Origin of the sequence: Saccharibacillus alkalitolerans, from assembly GCF_011090185.1 — a bacterium.
Lineage (GTDB): Bacteria > Bacillota > Bacilli > Paenibacillales > Paenibacillaceae > Saccharibacillus > Saccharibacillus alkalitolerans.
Genome location: NZ_JAAFGS010000001.1, coordinates 312,677 through 329,845 on the forward strand (window position 1 = coordinate 312,677; position 17,169 = coordinate 329,845).

Sequence of the window (17,169 nt, forward strand, 5' to 3'; positions counted from 1 at the left end):
GACCGCCAGGCCGGCTCTTGTTCGCGCGAGAGTCGGCTTTTTGACCGTTTTGGGGCGTTCGGAGCGCAAGCGCAATTTTCGGGTAATGAAGGCCGGGACGAATTTCTTTCATGCCGCAACAGGAAATTTTGTAAAGGAGCGAAGCGAATGTTTGGCAACGATTGGGATGAGGTACTGAAAGACGAGATCCGTCAACCGTACTTTAAGGAGTTGATGCATCGGGTCGAGGAAGAATACCGGACGCATACCGTGTATCCGCCGGAACCGCTTTTATTTCAGGCGCTGAAGCTGACCCCTTTTGCCGCCGTCAAGGCCGTTATTCTCGGCCAGGATCCTTACCACGGCCCGGGACAAGCCCATGGACTCAGCTTCTCCGTCCTGCCGGGCGTACGGATTCCGCCTTCGCTGAGAAATATGTACAAGGAGCTGACTTCGGACCTTGCGATTGCGGCCCCGGACCACGGCTGCCTGATCCACTGGGCGGAGCAGGGCGTGCTGCTGCTTAACACCGTATTGACCGTACGGGAGGGCAAGGCGGCTTCGCATCAAAAATTGGGATGGCAGCGTTTTACCGATGCGGTGATCCGGTCCATCGGCGAAAGGGAGCGGCCCGCGGTATTCATCTTGTGGGGAGCCCACGCCCAGAAAAAAGAAGCGCTGATCGACACGGATCGCCATGCCGTGTTGAAGTCCGTGCATCCGAGTCCTTTGTCGGCGCGGGGCGGATTTTTCGGAAGCCGTCCTTTTACGAAGACGAACGATTACTTGAAATCTCACGGCATCCAGCCGATAAATTGGGAAATACCGTCGCTGTAAGCGATTGCCCGGAGGTGTGCGCTTTGAAACATTGGGTAGGAAAGAAAGTGGTAGTCGACAACGGCGGACCGTATCAGACGAAGCGCTACGGGACTTTGATCCGCTGGAACGACAAAGAGCAGTATATCGTGCTCAGCCCCGGCGGCGTCCGGATCGGAATGAAGGACATTATGTCGATCCGGGAAATCGACGTTCTTCCGCAGGAAAGCCGCGAAGCCGCGGGGCGTTCGAACTCCATCGGTTATGTCATGAAGACGATGCGGCAGTTCGAACACGCCATCTTGTTCGGCTCGGAAGTGATGATCTGGGAAGGCGACAAGCTGCTGGCTCGGCGAGCGCGTCTGACCAAGCATAACGACCAGACCGTCACGTTGGAAGACGGAACGGTACTGGACAAGCGGGAGCACCGCTTCATCGTTCGTTCGTTCCGCGGCTGAGACTGAAGTCGCCAAACAGCCTGTTCGACACGCGAATCGGTCGGCCGGAGCATTCGGCTAACAGACCGACAATCGACCGATAGGCAGACCGAGGCGGACGCATCAAAACGGATAGACGGGCCCCGAAAGCCGACCGCAACTCGTCGGCTTTCGGGGCTTTTGTGCTGCTCCGAAACAGAGCGCTATAATGGGAGAAGGAACGCGGCCGAAGGCTGCGCAGCATGAAGGAGGAGAAGACGGATGAAAAAATTGGCGATCATTTCGGATATTCACGGTTCGGCGGCCGGACTGCAGCGGGCATTGGAGCAGGCGGACCGCGAAGGGGCGGAGCGCATTCTGCTTCTAGGCGACCTGCTGTATCACGGGCCGCGCAATCCGCTGCCGGAAGGCTATGACCCTCAGGAGGTTGCCCGGCTGCTGAATTCGCGCAAGACGCAGGTCGTCGGCGCGGTGCGCGGCAACTGCGACGCGGAAGTCGACCAGATGCTGATCGGATTCGCAGTCATGGGCGAATACGCCGTTCTGCTGCACGAGGAGCGAAAAATGTTCGTCACGCACGGCCACCATCGCCGCATGGACGATCTGCCCGACCTGCTGCCGGGAGACGTATTCATGCAGGGACATACGCATATCCCGGTCGCCGAGACGCGCGGCGGCATCCATTTGTTCAATCCCGGCTCGGTATCGCTGCCCAAGGGCGGTTATCCGCCGTCTTACGGCCTGCTGGACGGGAGCGGGCTTGCGGTCAAAGGGCTGGACGGCGCGGAGATCATGAGGCTGGAGTTGGCCTGACAAGCGAAGAAGCCGGAAGCTGCCGCTTCCGGCTTCTTGCGTTTAAGCGTTCGCCGCCTGAAGCGGCAGCCTACAGCTCTTTTTCCATCCGAACGTGCAGAATCCCGGCATCGTAAAAAGGTTCGCCGGGAACGGTTCGGTAGCCGAGCGAGAGGTAAAACTTTTCGGCATGGCACTGACTGTCCAGGACGGCGCGGCGGTAGCCGGACCGGCGCGCCGAGTCTTCGAGCGCCGTCATCAGCGCGCGGCCGACTCCCTGCCCGCGATAGGCCGAACGAACGGCTACGCGCTGCATCTTGGCGGCTCCGTCTTTGTAAGGCGTGAAGCGTCCCGCCGCCGCGTCGCCGTTTTCGGTGCTCAGCAAAACGTGTCCGGCGGAAGAGCCGATGGCGTCGTAAGCATCGATTTCCAATTCTTCGGGTACCTGCTGCTCCTCGATAAACACTTCGCGCCGCACGGCGAGGCAGCGCTGGAGCTGGTCTTCGTTTTCGATCGTCACAACTGTCAAGTTCTCCATGGGAACCCCTCCTGTCGCGTTTTACTGCCGAACGGGCTTAATGGATTTTGGTCGTTCTGCCCGCGGCTCGAACCCTCATTATAACCAAGCCGGCAGCGAAAATCCACGGTTCCGATTCTCGCGCTGCGCGGTCGGTTGAAACGGCGGCAATGAGGTTAATAGGGGGAAGGGAAGGAAGCGAGACGCATTCCACCAAGAACCGAAGAGACAGGAGGAACTCATTATGACCAATCGAATCATTATCGGCGTATTTCCGACCGAACAGGCGGCGCTCGACGCCGTTCAACAGTTGAAGACGCAGGGAGTCGGCAGCGACAAGATTACCATCATCGGCCGGAACCCGGAGCATATCGAAGAGATCAGCGAAGATACGAATCTGAACTCTCCGGAATCGAATACGAAGCCGGAAGAGTCGAAAGGATTCCTGAACAGCATTCGCGATACATTCAGTTCTTCGGGCGAGAGCGAATTCACGAACGTCGGCCCTTACGTCGCGGCCGGACCTTTGGCGAAGAAGTTCATCGGCTCGGACACGTACTACGGCGGCAACGGCTGGAGAGACGACTTCACCGCGCTCGGCTTCAGCGAAGAAGAAGCCGAAAAGTACGATAAAGCGATGGAGGGCGGCTCGATCCTGCTGCTGCTGGAAGAGACGTCGGGAGATCTCGGCGCCATTCGCAGCATTCTCGGTACGTCGGCGAATACAAGCGAATAACGGATTTCCGTTGTTCGCAAACGACCGGAACTTTTTGTTCCGGTTTTTTGTTGTCGGAATTTATGTAATAAAAAGTAAAAAACAACTAAGCAACAACAAGCGGGGGGCCGATATAAGGAATATCCTTACTCTGTCCCGGAGGCCGCAGAACATGACATACAAAAAAACTTTTTACGGAATCTCTGCGGGTTACCTCGTTCTTTTCTTTTTTTTATCCCGTCTGTACCAAGGGAACGAGACCGCGCTTAAATGGATCGGTCATTTGAATATCGTTCCGATGCTGATCTGCACGCTGCTGTTGATTGGCGTATGGAGACGTTCGGCGCCGGAAAACCGCCTCTTCTGGCTGTTTAACGCAAGCAGCGGCTTTTTCTATCTGCTTTCCCTTCTCCTGCTGCTCGCCGATACGCTGTTTGACTCCGTTTCCCTGCCTTCTCCGAGTTTGGCGGACCTTTTTTGGCTGGCGGAAGGAGGGGCCCTGTTTTTTGCGCTGCTTGTCGTCGTGTATCAGCGGTTGAAAAGTCTCCGTCTGATGCAGTACCTGCTGGACGCTTCGATCTTTATGTCGACGACCGTCGTATTCAGTTGGAGCCTGATCATCGAACCGATGTTCAAATCTTCCCTGCAGGACAGCCTTTGGCTTCCCGTACTCGTGAATTTGAGCTACCCGATCATTGACCTGGGGAATCTGTTTTTGCTCAGCCTGCTGTTGTTCGCCAACCAATCGATCGGCGGCCGCCGGACGGACACGGCTTTTCTGGCCAGTGTGCTGCTGCTGACGATCGGTGACTCGGTGTATCTCTATATGCAGTTGAACGGGACTTATCTGCTCGGCAGCCCGATCGACGCCACCTGGACGGCTTCCGTTCTTCTGCTGGCCGCATCCGGCTTGGAATCGCTGCGAAAAGAGACGGAGCGCCGAACGAATCGGGTATCGGGAGCGCTGGCGGTTCGGCTGAGATGGATTCGAAGACTGCTGCCTTACGTCAGTCTGGTAGCTTTGTTCGCGATCATTTTGGAAGAACTGTCGGAATTCAATGTCATGGTGCTGGGCAGCGCTTTGGCCGTCCTGCTTATTATCGCCCGGCTTATTTTGACCTTTATCGAGAACGATTATCTGCTGAACAGACTGAGCCACACGGCGGAGGTCAAGGAACACGAAGCCAATCACGATTCGCTGACGGGCCTGCCCAACCGCAGAAAATTCGATGCCAAGCTGCGCGAAGCCGTAGAGCAGGCAGGCGAAGAACGGAAGCAGCTGGCTCTGCTGTTTTTCGACCTCGATCGCTTCAAGCACATTAACGACAGCATGGGGCATACCGCGGGGGACCGCCTGCTGCAGATCGTGGCCGAGCGGCTGCGTGAATATATCCCAGTATCCCGGCTGCTTGCCAGACAGGGGGGCGACGAGTTTATCGTGCTGGTCGATCCGCTCGAAGGAGAGATTGAAGCTTACCGGACGATTGCCGCGATCGAAGAGGTGTTCAAGAAGCCGGCGCTGGTCGGAGGGACGGCGCTGTACGTGACGGCGAGCATCGGCGTCGCCTTGTATCCGCGCGACGGACTGACGGCGGACGAATTGATGCGAAGCGCGGACATGGCCATGCACGAAGCCAAGAAGAACCGGCATCAAAAGAGTTTGTTCTTCGAACCGAGCTTCGGCGAGCGTCTGGCTTACAAAGTCGAACTGGAGCACGAAATGCGAGGCGCGATCGAACGCGGCGAGATCTCGCTGCACTATCAGCTTCAAAAAAATATCCAGACCTGCACGGTCGTGGGCGTGGAAGCGTTGATCCGCTGGAACCATCCGGTACTCGGCCTTATATCCCCCGCCGAATTCATTCCGGTCGCGGAAGAAACCGGAATGATCATTCCTATTGGCGAGTGGGTATTCAAGACGGCCTGCCTGCAGCAGATAAGCTGGGAACAATCGGGCTTCGGATCGCTGCGGATGAGCGTGAACGTCTCGCCGTATCAATTCCAGGACGAATTGTTCGTGGAAAAAATTTTGCACACGCTCCGCGAAACCGGCGTCGATCCGTATCAGGTCACGATCGAAGTGACGGAATCGCTGGCCATCCGGGATGTCGAAAAAGTATCGATGCAGCTTCGGCTGCTGCGCGAGTCGGGAATCCGGATCGCGATCGACGATTTCGGAACCGGTTATGCTTCGCTGAAATATTTGCGCACGTTCGAGCCTCATCTGCTGAAGATCGACCGGTTTTTCGTGGACGGGATCGACCGCGAAGAAGAGAGGGGCAATATGGTGCGGGCCATCATCGCGATCGGCCGAAGCCTGAACATGGAAGTGCTGGCCGAAGGCGTGGAGACGGAAGAGCAGCTGCAGTTTCTGCGAACCGCCGGCTGCGACGAAGTGCAGGGTTACTACCTCAGCCGCCCTCTGCCCGCCGAAGGCGTGGAAAAGCTGTTGAACGACCGCACCGCGATGCCGGGGACGGCCTGAATCGGGCTTCAGCCGACATTCGAAAGACCGCCGTCATCGACGAGCGGTCTTTTTTGTTGATAAACAATCCATAAAAGACGCAAAGAAACCAATCGTATTGAAAAAAGATGATATTGCCTAATACTTCCTCGTGATATAATTACTTAGCAAGCAAAAAGGAATCAGGGGGAGTTTGAATTGAGAAAAAAAGCGTTGGTCGTCCTGCTGGGAACGACACTGCTGGCCGGTCTGGGGAGCCCGGCTTATGCGGCGAACGTCCCGCGAACCGTCGCGGAGCGTTCTTATGCGTCCGTCGTGATGGATGGGGAAGTCGCACCGGTAGACGGATACACGATAGCCAACAATACGTATTATCGGCTGAGAGACGTCGCCGCATTGTTCAACGGCACGCCGAGCCAGTTCCAGGTCACCTGGAACGAACGCCGGCGCAAAGTGGAGATTCTGACGGGGCAGCCTTACGTACCGGCAGCCGCCGATAAAAAAACAAACGCGTATCGCCCGTACGCCCGCAAGATGGACGCCGACATTTTGATCGACGGCAGCCCGCTTCGGGTACAGGCTTATCAAATCGAAGGCAGCACCTATTTCAAACTGCGCGACTTGGCGGAACTGACGCAGTTTCGGTTGAAATACGATGCGGAGCAAAACGAGATTCGGTTGTCGCCGCGTCCGCCCGAAGGGGCATATGAGCTGGATCGGGCTTATCCGACGCCGAACAATCAGGAAACGGCGGATTTCCAGCGATGGAAGCGGCCGATTCACTCGAACCTGCTGCTCAACCCTGACGGCACGACCGGCATCGTGACGGGAAACGACGAGCTGGCAAGCTTGACGATCGAAACGTATACGGCGGACCATAAGCTGCAGGGCAGCCGCAAAATCGCCTACGAGCTTCCGCTGTTCGGCGGTTTCTACAGCGGAGAGACGTACCAGTATGCGGTGTTCGGGCAGAAAAACGAAGAGGAGAACGATGCCAAAGAAGTTATTCGCATCGTTCGTTACGACAAGGAGTTCAAGCGAATCGGCAGCGTGTCGATTACCGGCGGAGCAAGCTACACGGTTATTCCGTTCAACGCCGGCAGTCTGCGTATGGCGGAACAGGGGAATACGCTGGTCGTGCATACTGCGCGGAAGCGGTATACGACTCCCGACAGCTTGAACCATCAGTCGCAGCTGACGATTCTGGTCGATACGTCCGCGATGAGCGTGACGAACGATCTGGGCAGGTTCCAAAAAAATCATGTCAGCCACTCTTTCGATCAATATGCGGCTTTCGACGGGGGCGAGCATGTGCTGGTCGATCACGGGGACGCTTATCCCCGCTCGATCGTGCTGCAAAAAGGGGACGGCGCCAGTTATCAGGAAGTCGAATTGTTCCATATTCCCGGTCCGACCGGAGCCAACGCGACCGGCGTGTCGATCGGAGGATTCGAAGTGACGCCTTCCGGCTATCTGACGGCCTGGAATTCCGTCGATCACTCCAAAGTAAAGTCCTACACATCGTACGAGATGGCCGGGTTGGAACTCGATCAGCGCGACATCATGCTGAGCGTGCTTCCCAAAGGGAATATGACCGAGTCGGCGGTCCGTCAGATCAAGCTTGCGGCGTACAGCGGGCAATCCCGTCTGGCTTCCGTTCCGAAACTGGTCAAACTGTCCGAGGATCGGTACATGGTGTTGTGGCAGGAATACGATCTTGAAGGACGACCGGGTGATCTGAAGTTCGTACGCGTCGACGGTCAGGGACAGACGGCCGGGCCGATTCGTTCTCTCCCGTACTACCGGTTGGGCGAGACGCAGCCCGTCCTGGCGGGGGACCGGGTAATCTGGTCCGTCGATCAAGAAGCGGGACGCGTGCTGTATACGCTGCCTGCGAGCGAATAAGCATCAGGGCGCGCATGCCTCCGTAAAAAGAATAAAAGAACCCCCGGCTCCGTTATTCGGAATCGGGGGTTTTCGCATGCTGCGGATCAGCGTCCGATCTTCGCCTTGTACGCCAGCGAATATTGGTCCGCCGCGAGAATGGCGTCAAGCACGTCGCCGGCCGTCACCGGGAACGGCAGATTGTGCGCCGTCTCGCCTTCCTTGGTCGCCGCCTGGGCGACGCGGTACAGGTCTTCGTTCGAGACGTCTTTCAAATGCAGGTCTTCGAGCGTGACCGGCAGGTCGAGCTTCAGGTAGAAGTCGATGTAACGCTCGATTTCGTGCAGCGGACGGCGCTCCAGCGCAAGCTGCACGAGCGTGCCGAACGTGACTTTTTGACCGTGCGTCATATGATGGATATCGCCTTCGAGCACGGTGAAGCCGTTATGGATAGCGTGCGCGCCGGCCAGGCCGCCGCTTTCGAAGCCGAGTCCGCTCAGCAGCGTATTCGCTTCGACGACCGCATCGAGCGCGGGCGTGACCACTTTGCGCTTGACGGATTCGTAGGCGAGCAGGCCGTAATCGAACAGCGTCTCTTCGCATTTGCGGGCGATCGCTTCCGCCGCCAGCGTCGGCAGGCCGCCGGCCATCGTCGTGGCGCGCGCTTCGATGACGGCGCGGCATTCGACCCAGGTCGCGAGGGCGTCGGCGATGCCGGAAGTCAGGAACAGCGGCGGCGCGCCGGCGATGACTTTGGTGTCGACAAGAATGAGATCCGGGTTCTTTTTGTAAAACGAATACGCGTCAAATTCGCCTTCGTCCGTGTACAGCACGGACAATGCGCTCGTCGGAGCGTCCGTGGAAGCGGTGGTCGGCACGATGACGCAGGCGGCACCCAGCGCATCGTTGACGGCTTTGGCCGTATCGAGCGTTTTGCCGCCGCCCACGCCGACGACCAGATCGACGTCCTGTCCGAGGTCGGCGATCCGCTTGATTTCGCCGCGGGACGCTTCGCCTTGGAACTCGGCTTTGGTCGTTCGAATACCGGATTCTTCCAGGCTTTTGAGCACGCGGTCGCCGGCGATCGGCCAGACGACTTTGTCCGCGATGACGAGCGCGGAGCTGCCCAGCGCTTTCGCATATTCGCCCGCTTTGTCGACGACGTCTTTCCCCTGCACGTACTTGCCGGGACTGATAAACACTTTTTCACTCATGGATTTCAAGCTCCTTTCCATTTTGAGCATACCGTATGTTCTTACCCGAAAAAGCCCTCGGCCGACTCGCCCGCGAGGAACGGAAAAAGGGTTTTCCTTTTTCGTTCACAAGTCCGACCGGAAGCCGGGATCGATTCGGAAACTTTTTCCCGCCGCTGAACGTCTTAGTAAAAGGGGATCTGCGTTTTCGCGGAATCCGCCGAATGGAGGGGATATCCCAAATGAAAAATAGATGGATCAAATGGGCGGCGGGACTGCTCGCGGGAAGCCTGCTGATCGCGCCGGTGGCGCATGCCGCACCCGAAGAAACGGCTTCGCTGCTGCTGAACGGTTCGTCCGCGGAGAGCGGCAAGCTCGAAGTCCGGGGAGGGCAGGCCTATATGCCGGCCCGAACGGCTTCGGAGCTGCTCGGCTTCCTCGCCGATTATAATCGGGCTTCGCATACGCTGACGCTGCTGCGCCCGAACGCGAGTTTGACGATGAAGCTTGGGAGCAGGGAGGCGGAGATCGACGGACGCCGAGTGAAAAGCGCGGCGGCATTCGCCGAAAACGGCCGGGTCTATGTGCCGCTGAACGCTCTTTCCGCCGCGCTTAAGACCAAAGCGGATTGGAAGGCCGCCAGCGGTAGCGCCGCGTTGGAGGATCCCGACCGCTGCCGGATGGTTTCTTCGGGAGGGCGGACGGTATGGGTGTTTTTTGCCACGGGAGAGATCTATTCGCTGGAATCGGGCCTGCCGAAAAAACTTCGGGCCGCCGACGTTTCGGATCTCGATTGGGGAACGGCGGACGTTCGGAACCTGGGAGACGGCGCTTATCTGCTGACCGTGGAACGGGAATACGGAGCTGCCATGCAGACGGTACATAACCGCCATCAATTTCTGGTCAAAGACGGCAGCGTGCAAAAGCAGACGCATTACCGCTATTCGGGCATGTACGCGTCGAGCGAGATGGGACCGGCTTCGCTTCCGGCACAGCGGGCCTATCTGACGGACGGAAAAGTCGTCGATGTCGTAGGCGCGGGAGGCAGCGCGGCGGCCGTCTACGATCTGGAAGAATTAACCGGACAGGAAGGGCCGTTCATCGTCGAGTCGGTGACGGCCGATTATCTGCTCGTGCGCGCGTTCGCGACGCTGCAGCCGACGGTGATCGATCTGGCGAGCGGGAACTCGGCGCTGCTGTACGAACGGCTGCCCGACCCGGACGAAGTTCGCGCCTGGGAGGAAATGTCGGGAGATACGGGAGAACTCCTGCTCCTGCAATCGAGGCTCCGCTTCGTCGAACAAAAAGGCGACCGCCTGATTTTCGCTTACAAACGGATCGCGCCGGGAAAAGACTCGGGACGCGAAGAGCGGTTCGACTATGTGCTGAAGCGATCATGACGAATATCCGAAGAAAAAGAAAACGCCGGCTTCCCTTTTCGGGAAATCGGCGTTTTTACGTCATTCGCGCTGCCTTTTTTTCGAAGTTCGGCCAAGCGGCCGGGATTTCGTTTAATCGGCGGGGTAAAGCGTCGCGGAGACTTCCCGATCCGGCATATGCTCCGTGTAAGAGAAAATATGCATCTCCGCCGTATCGCCGGCATAACCGCGATAAATTTCGGTTGTCAGATTGCTGCCCGTCCCGCCCCTGCGATCCGAGATCGGTTCCGTGTACAGTTTGTCCCGACCGGTTCCGATATGCGTTTGGCCGATTCCGCCGAAATTCGGATCGGCGCTGCCCGTCACCACGTACAGGTCGCCGTTTTGCCGGTAATAGGTCCAACTCACCGGGTAGCCGCCGACCTGCGAGACCACGGTCTGCTTACCCTCGCCGATGTTCGTCAGCAGGACCGGATGGGGCAGATCGCCTTTATGCGTGACGATAGCGTGCCGGGCCAGCAGTTCGATCGTCGAATCCGCGGACAATGCGAGGTCGGCGGGGCGTTCCAATATCAACTGGGGATCTTTCAAACCTTCCGTATACCGGAAGTACAGCGGCTGCTCCAATTCCCTGCCGTCCACCGCCAACTTGAATTCGGCAAAAGCCAGCGAAGAACGGCTGTAACCCCGCAGGCCGATCCGAATCTGCGACGGGCTGACCGTCAGGCTGTCCGCGGTAAATGCCTGGTCGCCTTCTCCGATACGAACATCCAGCTTTTGCTTCGCGGAGGCATGTTCGACCTGCGACTTGTCCAGCACGAGAGGGAACTCCCAACGTTTGTCGCTGCGCTGCGTGATCCGCTCGTACACCCATTTGAACGAAATGCCTTTTTGCAGCAGGGACGTCGTGTCGTAGTAAGTGTCGTTAAGCGTCGAATCGCCTTCTCCCGGCGCGCCGATCGCCTGCTGCGACGGCTGGATTTCGTTCCCGTTGCGATCGTACACGGCCAGTCTGGGAAAAGCCGTCGTTTCCGCCGCGCCCGATTCCGGCACGAGAGTCGTGCGGAGCAGCGTGCGTCCGTCTCCCTGGTCCAATGCTTGAATTTGCGCGGATCGGAAGCCGTCCACGCCGAGTTCGTTTGTCTGCGGCAGAGGGCTGCGAACGTCGAAAGACAAAGGCTGCTCGGCGCTTTCGTGAAAATCGAGACCCTCCGCGCTGAACCGCACCGCTTCGGAAGAACCTTTCGGTGACCAATCCGTTTCGAAATAGCCGACTGCCGCTCCGTTTTCGTCTTCGGACTTCGAGGTCATCTGGACTTCGAACGTCTCTCCTTCGGCATCCGTGATCGTCGCTTTCGAAAATCGGAGGGAGGCCGAATGTTCGGACGCGCTTTCCAGACTGTATAAAATGAGCGTGCGCCCTTCGTCGACGAAAGCGGTATGCAGCGTCAGCGTCACGCCGTCATGCGTTACCGAACGGCCGATTTCTTGGCCCAGTCCTCCCTCCAGAGCGGCGCGAACGCCCTCGCGTCCCTGAAGCAGGCCGCCCCAGTCGTATTGAACGGCCGCATAGGCCGGAACGGCGATCAGGGCCGCGCCGAGCGCCGCCGCCAGGGCCGTTTTGCGCAGCGGTCTCGACGCTCCCCGGTCTGCCGCCGTTCGGCGGCGCGGCGCGGCATCGGTTCTTTCCTCCTGCCGCAGCTGCGATTCCATGCGCAGCCACATGGAATCGTAATCCGGTTCCCGGAACGGCGAAGCTTTTCCGATCTTGCGATGCAGCGCGTTCTCCAATCCGTCCATCCGCTCCCGTTTATCCTTTGTAAGATTGGTATTCATGATAGGCTCCTCCTTTGATCGATTCCGACTTTCCCTCGCGCTCCAGCATCGCCTTCAGCAGCCGCAGTCCTTTGTGCTGCCTCGACTTGACCGTTCCCTGCGGAATGTTCAGCAGATCCGCGATCTCGGCCGTCCCCAGATCATGCACGTATCTCAGCGAGATGACTGCCCGGATCTTCAGGGGCAGACGGCCCACATAACCGGCCCATTCCTCCGCCGATTCCCGGTCTTCCGCACGAATGTCGGGCGTCGTATCCGGCCTGCCGGCAAGCAGATGGGGATAATGCTTCAGCTTCGCGCGCAGATTGTTCCGCCGCTTCAGCAGATTCAGCGATCGGTTCACCGCGATCCGCAGCAGCCAAGTCCGTACGTTGTCGATTTTTTGCCAATCGCCGCGAAAAGCCGTCATGAATACTTCCTGGCAAATATCCTCGGCATCGGAAGCCTGGCCCAGCATGTAATAGCAGGTTCGGTATACGTCCGAGCGATACGTCTCGAACAGCTCTTTGTTCGTCACTTGCGCGCCTCCTTTCCGGTAGTTTCGCCTATACAACAAACGAAGGAGCGCGGAGGTTCATTCTTTTTTTTCGTCGACCGGAGAATTGCGGATACGATGTTTGGAATCGGTCGGGGCAGGGCGGGGATCAATCGGCGGAGAGGGAAGGAGGAAGGAAAGGAAGCCGAGGCGAACGTATTTCGGCCGGAAAAGGCAGCGGCAAAAGGCCGAACAATAAAAAGCGGCGCGCGGATTACCGCGCGCCGTGTTCATAGTTGCGTATGAATTCCCTGCCTGCCGGTCTGAGCCTTGAGTATTCCGCGAACGGAATCGCCTCGCCGCCCTGGGTTTGCAAAAACGAAATATTGGAAGCATAGCCCGCCTGATCCACTTCGATAAGCGCTTTCATAAATTCCCTCTGATCGACTCCGAGGCCGAGCGCCGTGGGGTCCTTTTCGCATTGAATTTCTTTCAGAATCTGGTACAGAAGATTACGAGTCGCCAATTTCGTCGCCACCTTCCCTGATTTATAATCCCATTATATCCATTGTAAGCGAAAACAAAAATGGAGATCGGGGGGGTGTTTTTTACGATTTTGCGACACTTAAAAAGCCGAAGCCAATCGGCGGACGAGAGATCGCCTATCGTTCCGATCGTCTCGCCCGCCTGACCTGCCTGCCCGGCCTCGGCTGAGCGCGTCGGAAGAGCCGGAAGCATGAAGGCGCGGCTCGCCCGCTCAGCGGTCCAGCGTCCAGCAGCTCAGCGACACGATCTCCGCTACGCCGCCGTCCGCGAAGAACCGGATGCCCGTCGAACCGGCATCCGGGTAAACGCGGGCCGTCATCGCCAGCTCGCCGTCCCCGGCAAACACCTCGACCGAAGACCGGTCGAGGAACACCCGCAGCCGCAGGCGTCCCTCCCGCAGCGGCAGGGGCGCCCGGCGCACGCCGCCGGGCCCGGCGCCGGAACGCTCCCGATCGAGGAGCAGACGCTCCTCGGTCCGGTCGTACGCCAGCACCGTTTCCTCGCCGCGGGCTTCGCCGACCCGCAGCGCGAGCCCGAACGCCGACGCCGTACCCGCGTCGAACTCGACCTCCAGCTCGAGACACTCGCCGGAGACGCCCGGCAGTGCCTTTCCGCGGCGAGCGGCGGAGCCGGCTCGAAAAGTACCGCCGCTTGCCGCTTCGGCCGCCGCCGCGCCGCTCGCAGGAGCGGTATGCTCCTGCGCTCCGCCGCCTTGGTCTTCGGCGGTCCCCATGCCGCCGACCTCAGCGCCGCCGACCGTCACGTCCGCGTGACGGACTTCCTCGCCGCGCAGCTGCGCAAGTTCCGGCGCAGGACGGCTGAGCAGCCGCCCGTTCTCCAGCGTCAGCACGCGCGGCAGCGTCATCGCGCCGGCCCAATCGCCGGCCCGTTCCGGCATTTCGCTCTCCCACATCGCCATCCAAGCGATCAGGACGCGCCGCCCGCGGTCGTCCTCCATTGTCTGCGGGGCGTAGAAGTCGAAGCCGTAATCGAGCGGCACGAAGCCGCCGTGTTCGAAAATTCCCGTGCCGTAGTCCAATCTGCCGAGCAGATAGCCGGCCTGATGCAGATTGCGGTACAGATCGCCCCGGGGGGCCACGCCCTGCGGCGAAAAGGCCAGAATCTCCTGCCCTCCCAGGGCAAACAGATCCGGGCACTCCCACATATAGCCGAGGATATCGGCGTCTTCCCGGCCGCCCGCCATGACGCCGACGAAGGTCCAATCGATCAGGTCCGCCGAGCGGTACAGCAGCGCCTGGCCCCGGTGGTCCTGCGTGCGCGAACCGAGCACGCAGTAATAGCTTCCGTCATGCTCCCAGACTTTGGGGTCGCGAAAATGAAAAGCGTGGATATCGCCCTGCGGCGCTTCGGCGATCACCGGATTGCGGCCGAACTTCTCGAAGCTGACGCCGTCGTCGCTCACGGCCAGCGCCTGTACCTGGAGCAGATCGGCGTCGCGGTCCGGCCCCGTCCAGCGGTTGCCCGTGTACATCAGCCAGAGCCGCCCGTCCTTTTCGATCGCGCTGCCGGAGAAGCAGCCGTCGGCATCGTAATCTTCGGACGGAGCCAGGGCGACGGGAAGATGCTCCCAATGCGCCAGGTCGCGGCTTTTCAGATGGCCCCAGTACATCGGTCCCCATTCGCTCGAAAACGGATGATGCTGATAGAACAGATGGTACTCGCCCCGAAAAAAGCAAAATCCGTTCGGGTCGTTGATCCAGTAAGCGGGAGCGGCGGGGTGATAGCGGAGCCTCCACGGATTACGTGCGGCTCGCTCCCGGGCTTCGGCCAGCGAAGCCTCGGCCTGTTCCAGCGCTGCGCGGTGTCTATCCTGCGGCGAAGTCATCGGTCGTCGTCCTCCTTATCAGAAGTCGTTCCAGTTGCGCGTGCCCCGGTTCGATTCGCTGCGTTCCCGGGCCTGCATATCTTCCAGCATTTCGATCGCTTTCAGCGTGCCGAACAGGGAATCGAACAAATGCAGCGAGTATTCGCCTTTCTCCATGACAAGCGATTTGAACTTATCCTTTTCCGCGATAAACGAAGCCGTTTCCTTCAACGTCTTGTGCCGGGCTTCGAGGTAGACGGCCGCGCTCGACAGCCACAGCGTGATGCTGCGGAAATCTTCGCCGTTCGCCGCCTTTTCGCGAAGCTCCTCGCCCTGTCGGGTCAGTTGGTTGAGCTGCATGGGGAATCCTCCTTCAGATCGGGTTCTTCTTCAGTTTACCAGAAGGAAGGACTTTGTCCCAATTTCCGTGTATACGCTATCATCAAGACGTCGCAGGCAAAGAATAATTTTATCAAACAAGGAAAAAGCCGGCCGGCGTCGAAATGAAAAGGGAGTCGAAACAATGGGGAGGCGTGTTCAATGGAAACGGAAACAACGACCGTGATCGCGATTCATTTTACGGACGGGGAAGTACTGGAAATCGGAATCGGCGAGGAAGAATTCGAACGCCTGCCTGAAGCCATCACCTCGAATCCGTGGGTAGAAATCGACGGCAATACGGTAAATACGGCAACGATCAAATATTTTTGGTTCTACGATATCCGGGAAGACGACGAAGGCGCGGGAGAGGAAGAGTAAAGATCGAAGGGAGCCGAATCCGTCGATCTTCGCCGTTCAACCGGCCGGGCAAGAGGTGGACGCGTGTTAAAACGATTCGTGTGGAAAGAAAACGACATTTATTCGATTCGGTTGAAGAAAGATCAGCATATTCCGGTTCAACTGCTCGCCAAGCCTTACGCCGTCTTTTTCGATCTAACGAGCCGGACGGAGGACTTTGAGGGCGAGAGAGCGGACCTGAACGACGTCCCGCCGCTGGGAATCTGCATGGTGCTAAAAGATTTTTTCAAAACCTGCGCGGAAGTCAAGCTGAACGGGAAATTTATGCCTCGTGCAAACGTGCCGCTGCCGGAGCGGTTTATCAGTCCCGACCCCCAACAGTGGCTGCGCCGGAGCGCATTCGAGGATCGCGAGCTCGTGTATAACCTGGTACGGATCGATCCCGCACTGGGCGATCAGGGCATCATGGGAAACGAGATCGTGCGGCGAGACGTTCCGAGAAACGACCGTTCGTGCTGGGAAAATCGCGAAATGGTCGGATACAATACCGGCTACGAGCTGATCCGACGCCTGATCCTGTCGCTTGAAAGCGGCCGCTGGATCGATCCGGCGAAAGAGAAGGCGAGGACGGGAGAAGATCCTTATCCGCTGCGCACGCTGGAGGAGATGTGGGAAGCGGGGGTTCCGAAGTACAGGTGAGCGGATTCGGGCAAAGCGATTCCGTCCGATCAAAAAGCGGCGCCTTCGCAGGCGCCGCTTTTTTCGTATTCCGTTTCTCTTCCTATTCATGCCAGGACTGCAGGGAATTCAGCGATTCGGCAATCGTGTCCATGGCGTTCATCGCGTTCGTGGTGTTGTCCATGGCTTGATCGAAATAAGCATAATCTTCTTTTTCGACGCTTTCTTTCAACAGATCGACGCTTCGGCGTTCTTCGGAAAGCATGGATTCCAAGTCGGACTTTACGTCATACAGGTCTGTATCGGCGGCGGCGTCTTTGACATGGGGAACTTTCAATTCGTCAAATTCGTTCTCCAGGGAGTCGGATAACCGGTACATGCCGTCGATGCGATCCATGGCCTCCGAGCTTGTGATTCTCTTCGTCAGATGATAATCGTGTCCGGTCTCCAGCATGTTTTCCCGGATGTCGTCGATACGCCGGGACACGGCATGCATGTGCTTCAAAAATTCGCCTACGTCCTGCGAGGTGGAATAGGGTTCGTTTCGTCCGTCGGAACCGCAGGCGGCGAGGAGAATGAGGAGCATAAGAGCGGCGGCGCGTGATAGGGTTTTCATTGCGATGTTCCTTTCGTGCGGGTTTGGCGGCTTGTCCGATCGTCCGTTAGGGGAAGGGACAGTCCTTAAAGGCATAAAAATAGCCACTCTCCCGCAGTTTTGTAAACTGTAAGAGAGTGGCTATTTTCGAATCGTTGTTACTTGTATAGGACGGATGGGGATCGAACCCATGACCCCTACCCTGTCAAGATAGTGCTCTCCCGCTGAGCTACCGTCCTTCATGTGTGAGTTGAACAATTTCTGTTCTTTTCGACAAGAAAGATCATACCATGAGAAGCG

The 17,169-nt window shown here is 58.3% G+C and carries 17 protein-coding genes and 1 tRNA gene; 9 read left to right on the forward strand and 9 right to left on the reverse strand.

Annotation, left to right across the window (positions count from 1 at the left end; all coding sequences use genetic code 11):
- Positions 1 to 147: 147 nt before the first annotated feature.
- From ung to yfcE, 3 genes are all read left to right on the forward strand, one after another.
- Positions 148 to 816, forward strand: coding sequence for a uracil-DNA glycosylase (gene ung, locus GYN08_RS01320; RefSeq protein WP_166271760.1), 669 nt, complete (start codon positions 148 to 150; stop codon positions 814 to 816).
- 23 nt (positions 817 to 839) lie between these two features.
- Entirely contained in the window at positions 840 to 1,253 is a 414-nt protein-coding gene (locus GYN08_RS01325; RefSeq protein ID WP_166271762.1) for a hypothetical protein, read from the forward strand.
- Positions 1,254 to 1,493: 240 nt separating this feature from the next.
- The gene (yfcE, locus tag GYN08_RS01330; protein ID WP_166271764.1) at positions 1,494 to 2,045 is read left to right on the forward strand and encodes a phosphodiesterase; all 552 of its coding nucleotides are present in this window, start codon (positions 1,494 to 1,496) and stop codon (positions 2,043 to 2,045) included.
- A 70-nt stretch (positions 2,046 to 2,115) separates the two neighbouring features.
- Here yfcE and GYN08_RS01335 read toward each other — a convergent pair whose 3' ends face one another.
- Positions 2,116 to 2,562, reverse strand: coding sequence for a GNAT family N-acetyltransferase (locus tag GYN08_RS01335; protein ID WP_166271766.1), 447 nt, complete (start codon positions 2,560 to 2,562; stop codon positions 2,116 to 2,118).
- A gap of 223 nt (positions 2,563 to 2,785) precedes the next feature.
- On the opposite strand from GYN08_RS01335, the gene GYN08_RS01340 reads away from it, so the two are divergent.
- From GYN08_RS01340 to GYN08_RS01350, 3 genes are all read left to right on the forward strand, one after another.
- Positions 2,786 to 3,277 carry a general stress protein gene (locus GYN08_RS01340; RefSeq protein WP_166271768.1) on the forward strand — a complete coding sequence of 164 codons (492 nt, stop codon included), beginning with the start codon at positions 2,786 to 2,788 and terminating at the stop codon, positions 3,275 to 3,277.
- Between the two features lie 151 nt (positions 3,278 to 3,428).
- Complete coding sequence (locus GYN08_RS01345; RefSeq protein WP_166271770.1) at positions 3,429 to 5,741, forward strand: putative bifunctional diguanylate cyclase/phosphodiesterase; 2,313 nt, start codon at positions 3,429 to 3,431, stop codon at positions 5,739 to 5,741.
- Positions 5,742 to 5,918: 177 nt separating this feature from the next.
- Complete coding sequence (locus GYN08_RS01350; RefSeq protein WP_166271772.1) at positions 5,919 to 7,625, forward strand: hypothetical protein; 1,707 nt, start codon at positions 5,919 to 5,921, stop codon at positions 7,623 to 7,625.
- Positions 7,626 to 7,711: 86 nt separating this feature from the next.
- Here the strand turns inward: GYN08_RS01350 and GYN08_RS01355 are convergent, their stop codons facing one another.
- On the reverse strand, positions 7,712 to 8,818 hold the full coding sequence (locus GYN08_RS01355; protein WP_166271774.1) for a glycerol dehydrogenase: 1,107 nt from the start codon (positions 8,816 to 8,818) through the stop codon (positions 7,712 to 7,714).
- A gap of 221 nt (positions 8,819 to 9,039) precedes the next feature.
- Here GYN08_RS01355 and GYN08_RS01360 point away from each other — a divergent pair, with 221 nt between their 5' ends.
- A complete protein-coding gene (locus GYN08_RS01360) occupies positions 9,040 to 10,197 on the forward strand; it encodes a copper amine oxidase N-terminal domain-containing protein (protein ID WP_166271776.1) in 1,158 nt (385 codons plus the stop codon).
- Between the two features lie 111 nt (positions 10,198 to 10,308).
- Here the strand turns inward: GYN08_RS01360 and GYN08_RS01365 are convergent, their stop codons facing one another.
- The 5 genes from GYN08_RS01365 to GYN08_RS01385 all read right to left on the reverse strand — a co-directional run bounded on the left by GYN08_RS01365 (position 10,309) and on the right by GYN08_RS01385 (position 15,218).
- Positions 10,309 to 12,012 carry a DUF4179 domain-containing protein gene (locus GYN08_RS01365; protein WP_166271778.1) on the reverse strand — a complete coding sequence of 568 codons (1,704 nt, stop codon included), beginning with the start codon at positions 12,010 to 12,012 and terminating at the stop codon, positions 10,309 to 10,311.
- Entirely contained in the window at positions 11,987 to 12,529 is a 543-nt protein-coding gene (locus GYN08_RS01370; RefSeq protein ID WP_166271780.1) for an RNA polymerase sigma factor, read from the reverse strand. Before GYN08_RS01370 ends, GYN08_RS01365 begins: the two co-directional genes overlap by 26 nt.
- Before the next feature lie 232 nt (positions 12,530 to 12,761).
- Positions 12,762 to 13,013, reverse strand: coding sequence for a hypothetical protein (locus GYN08_RS01375; protein ID WP_166271782.1), 252 nt, complete (start codon positions 13,011 to 13,013; stop codon positions 12,762 to 12,764).
- 231 nt (positions 13,014 to 13,244) lie between these two features.
- Positions 13,245 to 14,879: a glycoside hydrolase family 32 protein gene (locus tag GYN08_RS01380; protein WP_166271784.1), complete on the reverse strand. Its 1,635-nt coding sequence runs from the start codon at positions 14,877 to 14,879 to the stop codon at positions 13,245 to 13,247.
- An 18-nt stretch (positions 14,880 to 14,897) separates the two neighbouring features.
- Positions 14,898 to 15,218 carry a hypothetical protein gene (locus GYN08_RS01385; RefSeq protein WP_166271786.1) on the reverse strand — a complete coding sequence of 107 codons (321 nt, stop codon included), beginning with the start codon at positions 15,216 to 15,218 and terminating at the stop codon, positions 14,898 to 14,900.
- Positions 15,219 to 15,398: 180 nt separating this feature from the next.
- Here GYN08_RS01385 and GYN08_RS01390 point away from each other — a divergent pair, with 180 nt between their 5' ends.
- Together GYN08_RS01390 and GYN08_RS01395 are read left to right on the forward strand one after the other, a co-directional pair.
- The gene (locus GYN08_RS01390) at positions 15,399 to 15,617 is read left to right on the forward strand and encodes a hypothetical protein (protein ID WP_166271788.1); all 219 of its coding nucleotides are present in this window, start codon (positions 15,399 to 15,401) and stop codon (positions 15,615 to 15,617) included.
- A gap of 63 nt (positions 15,618 to 15,680) precedes the next feature.
- A complete protein-coding gene (locus GYN08_RS01395) occupies positions 15,681 to 16,295 on the forward strand; it encodes a hypothetical protein (RefSeq protein WP_166271790.1) in 615 nt (204 codons plus the stop codon).
- A gap of 82 nt (positions 16,296 to 16,377) precedes the next feature.
- On the opposite strand, the gene GYN08_RS01400 is transcribed toward GYN08_RS01395, so the two are convergent.
- Together GYN08_RS01400 and GYN08_RS01405 are read right to left on the reverse strand one after the other, a co-directional pair.
- On the reverse strand, positions 16,378 to 16,890 hold the full coding sequence (locus GYN08_RS01400; RefSeq protein WP_166271792.1) for a hypothetical protein: 513 nt from the start codon (positions 16,888 to 16,890) through the stop codon (positions 16,378 to 16,380).
- A 146-nt stretch (positions 16,891 to 17,036) separates the two neighbouring features.
- Positions 17,037 to 17,108: transfer RNA gene (locus GYN08_RS01405), tRNA-Val, on the reverse strand.
- Between the last annotated feature and the right edge of the window lie 61 nt (positions 17,109 to 17,169).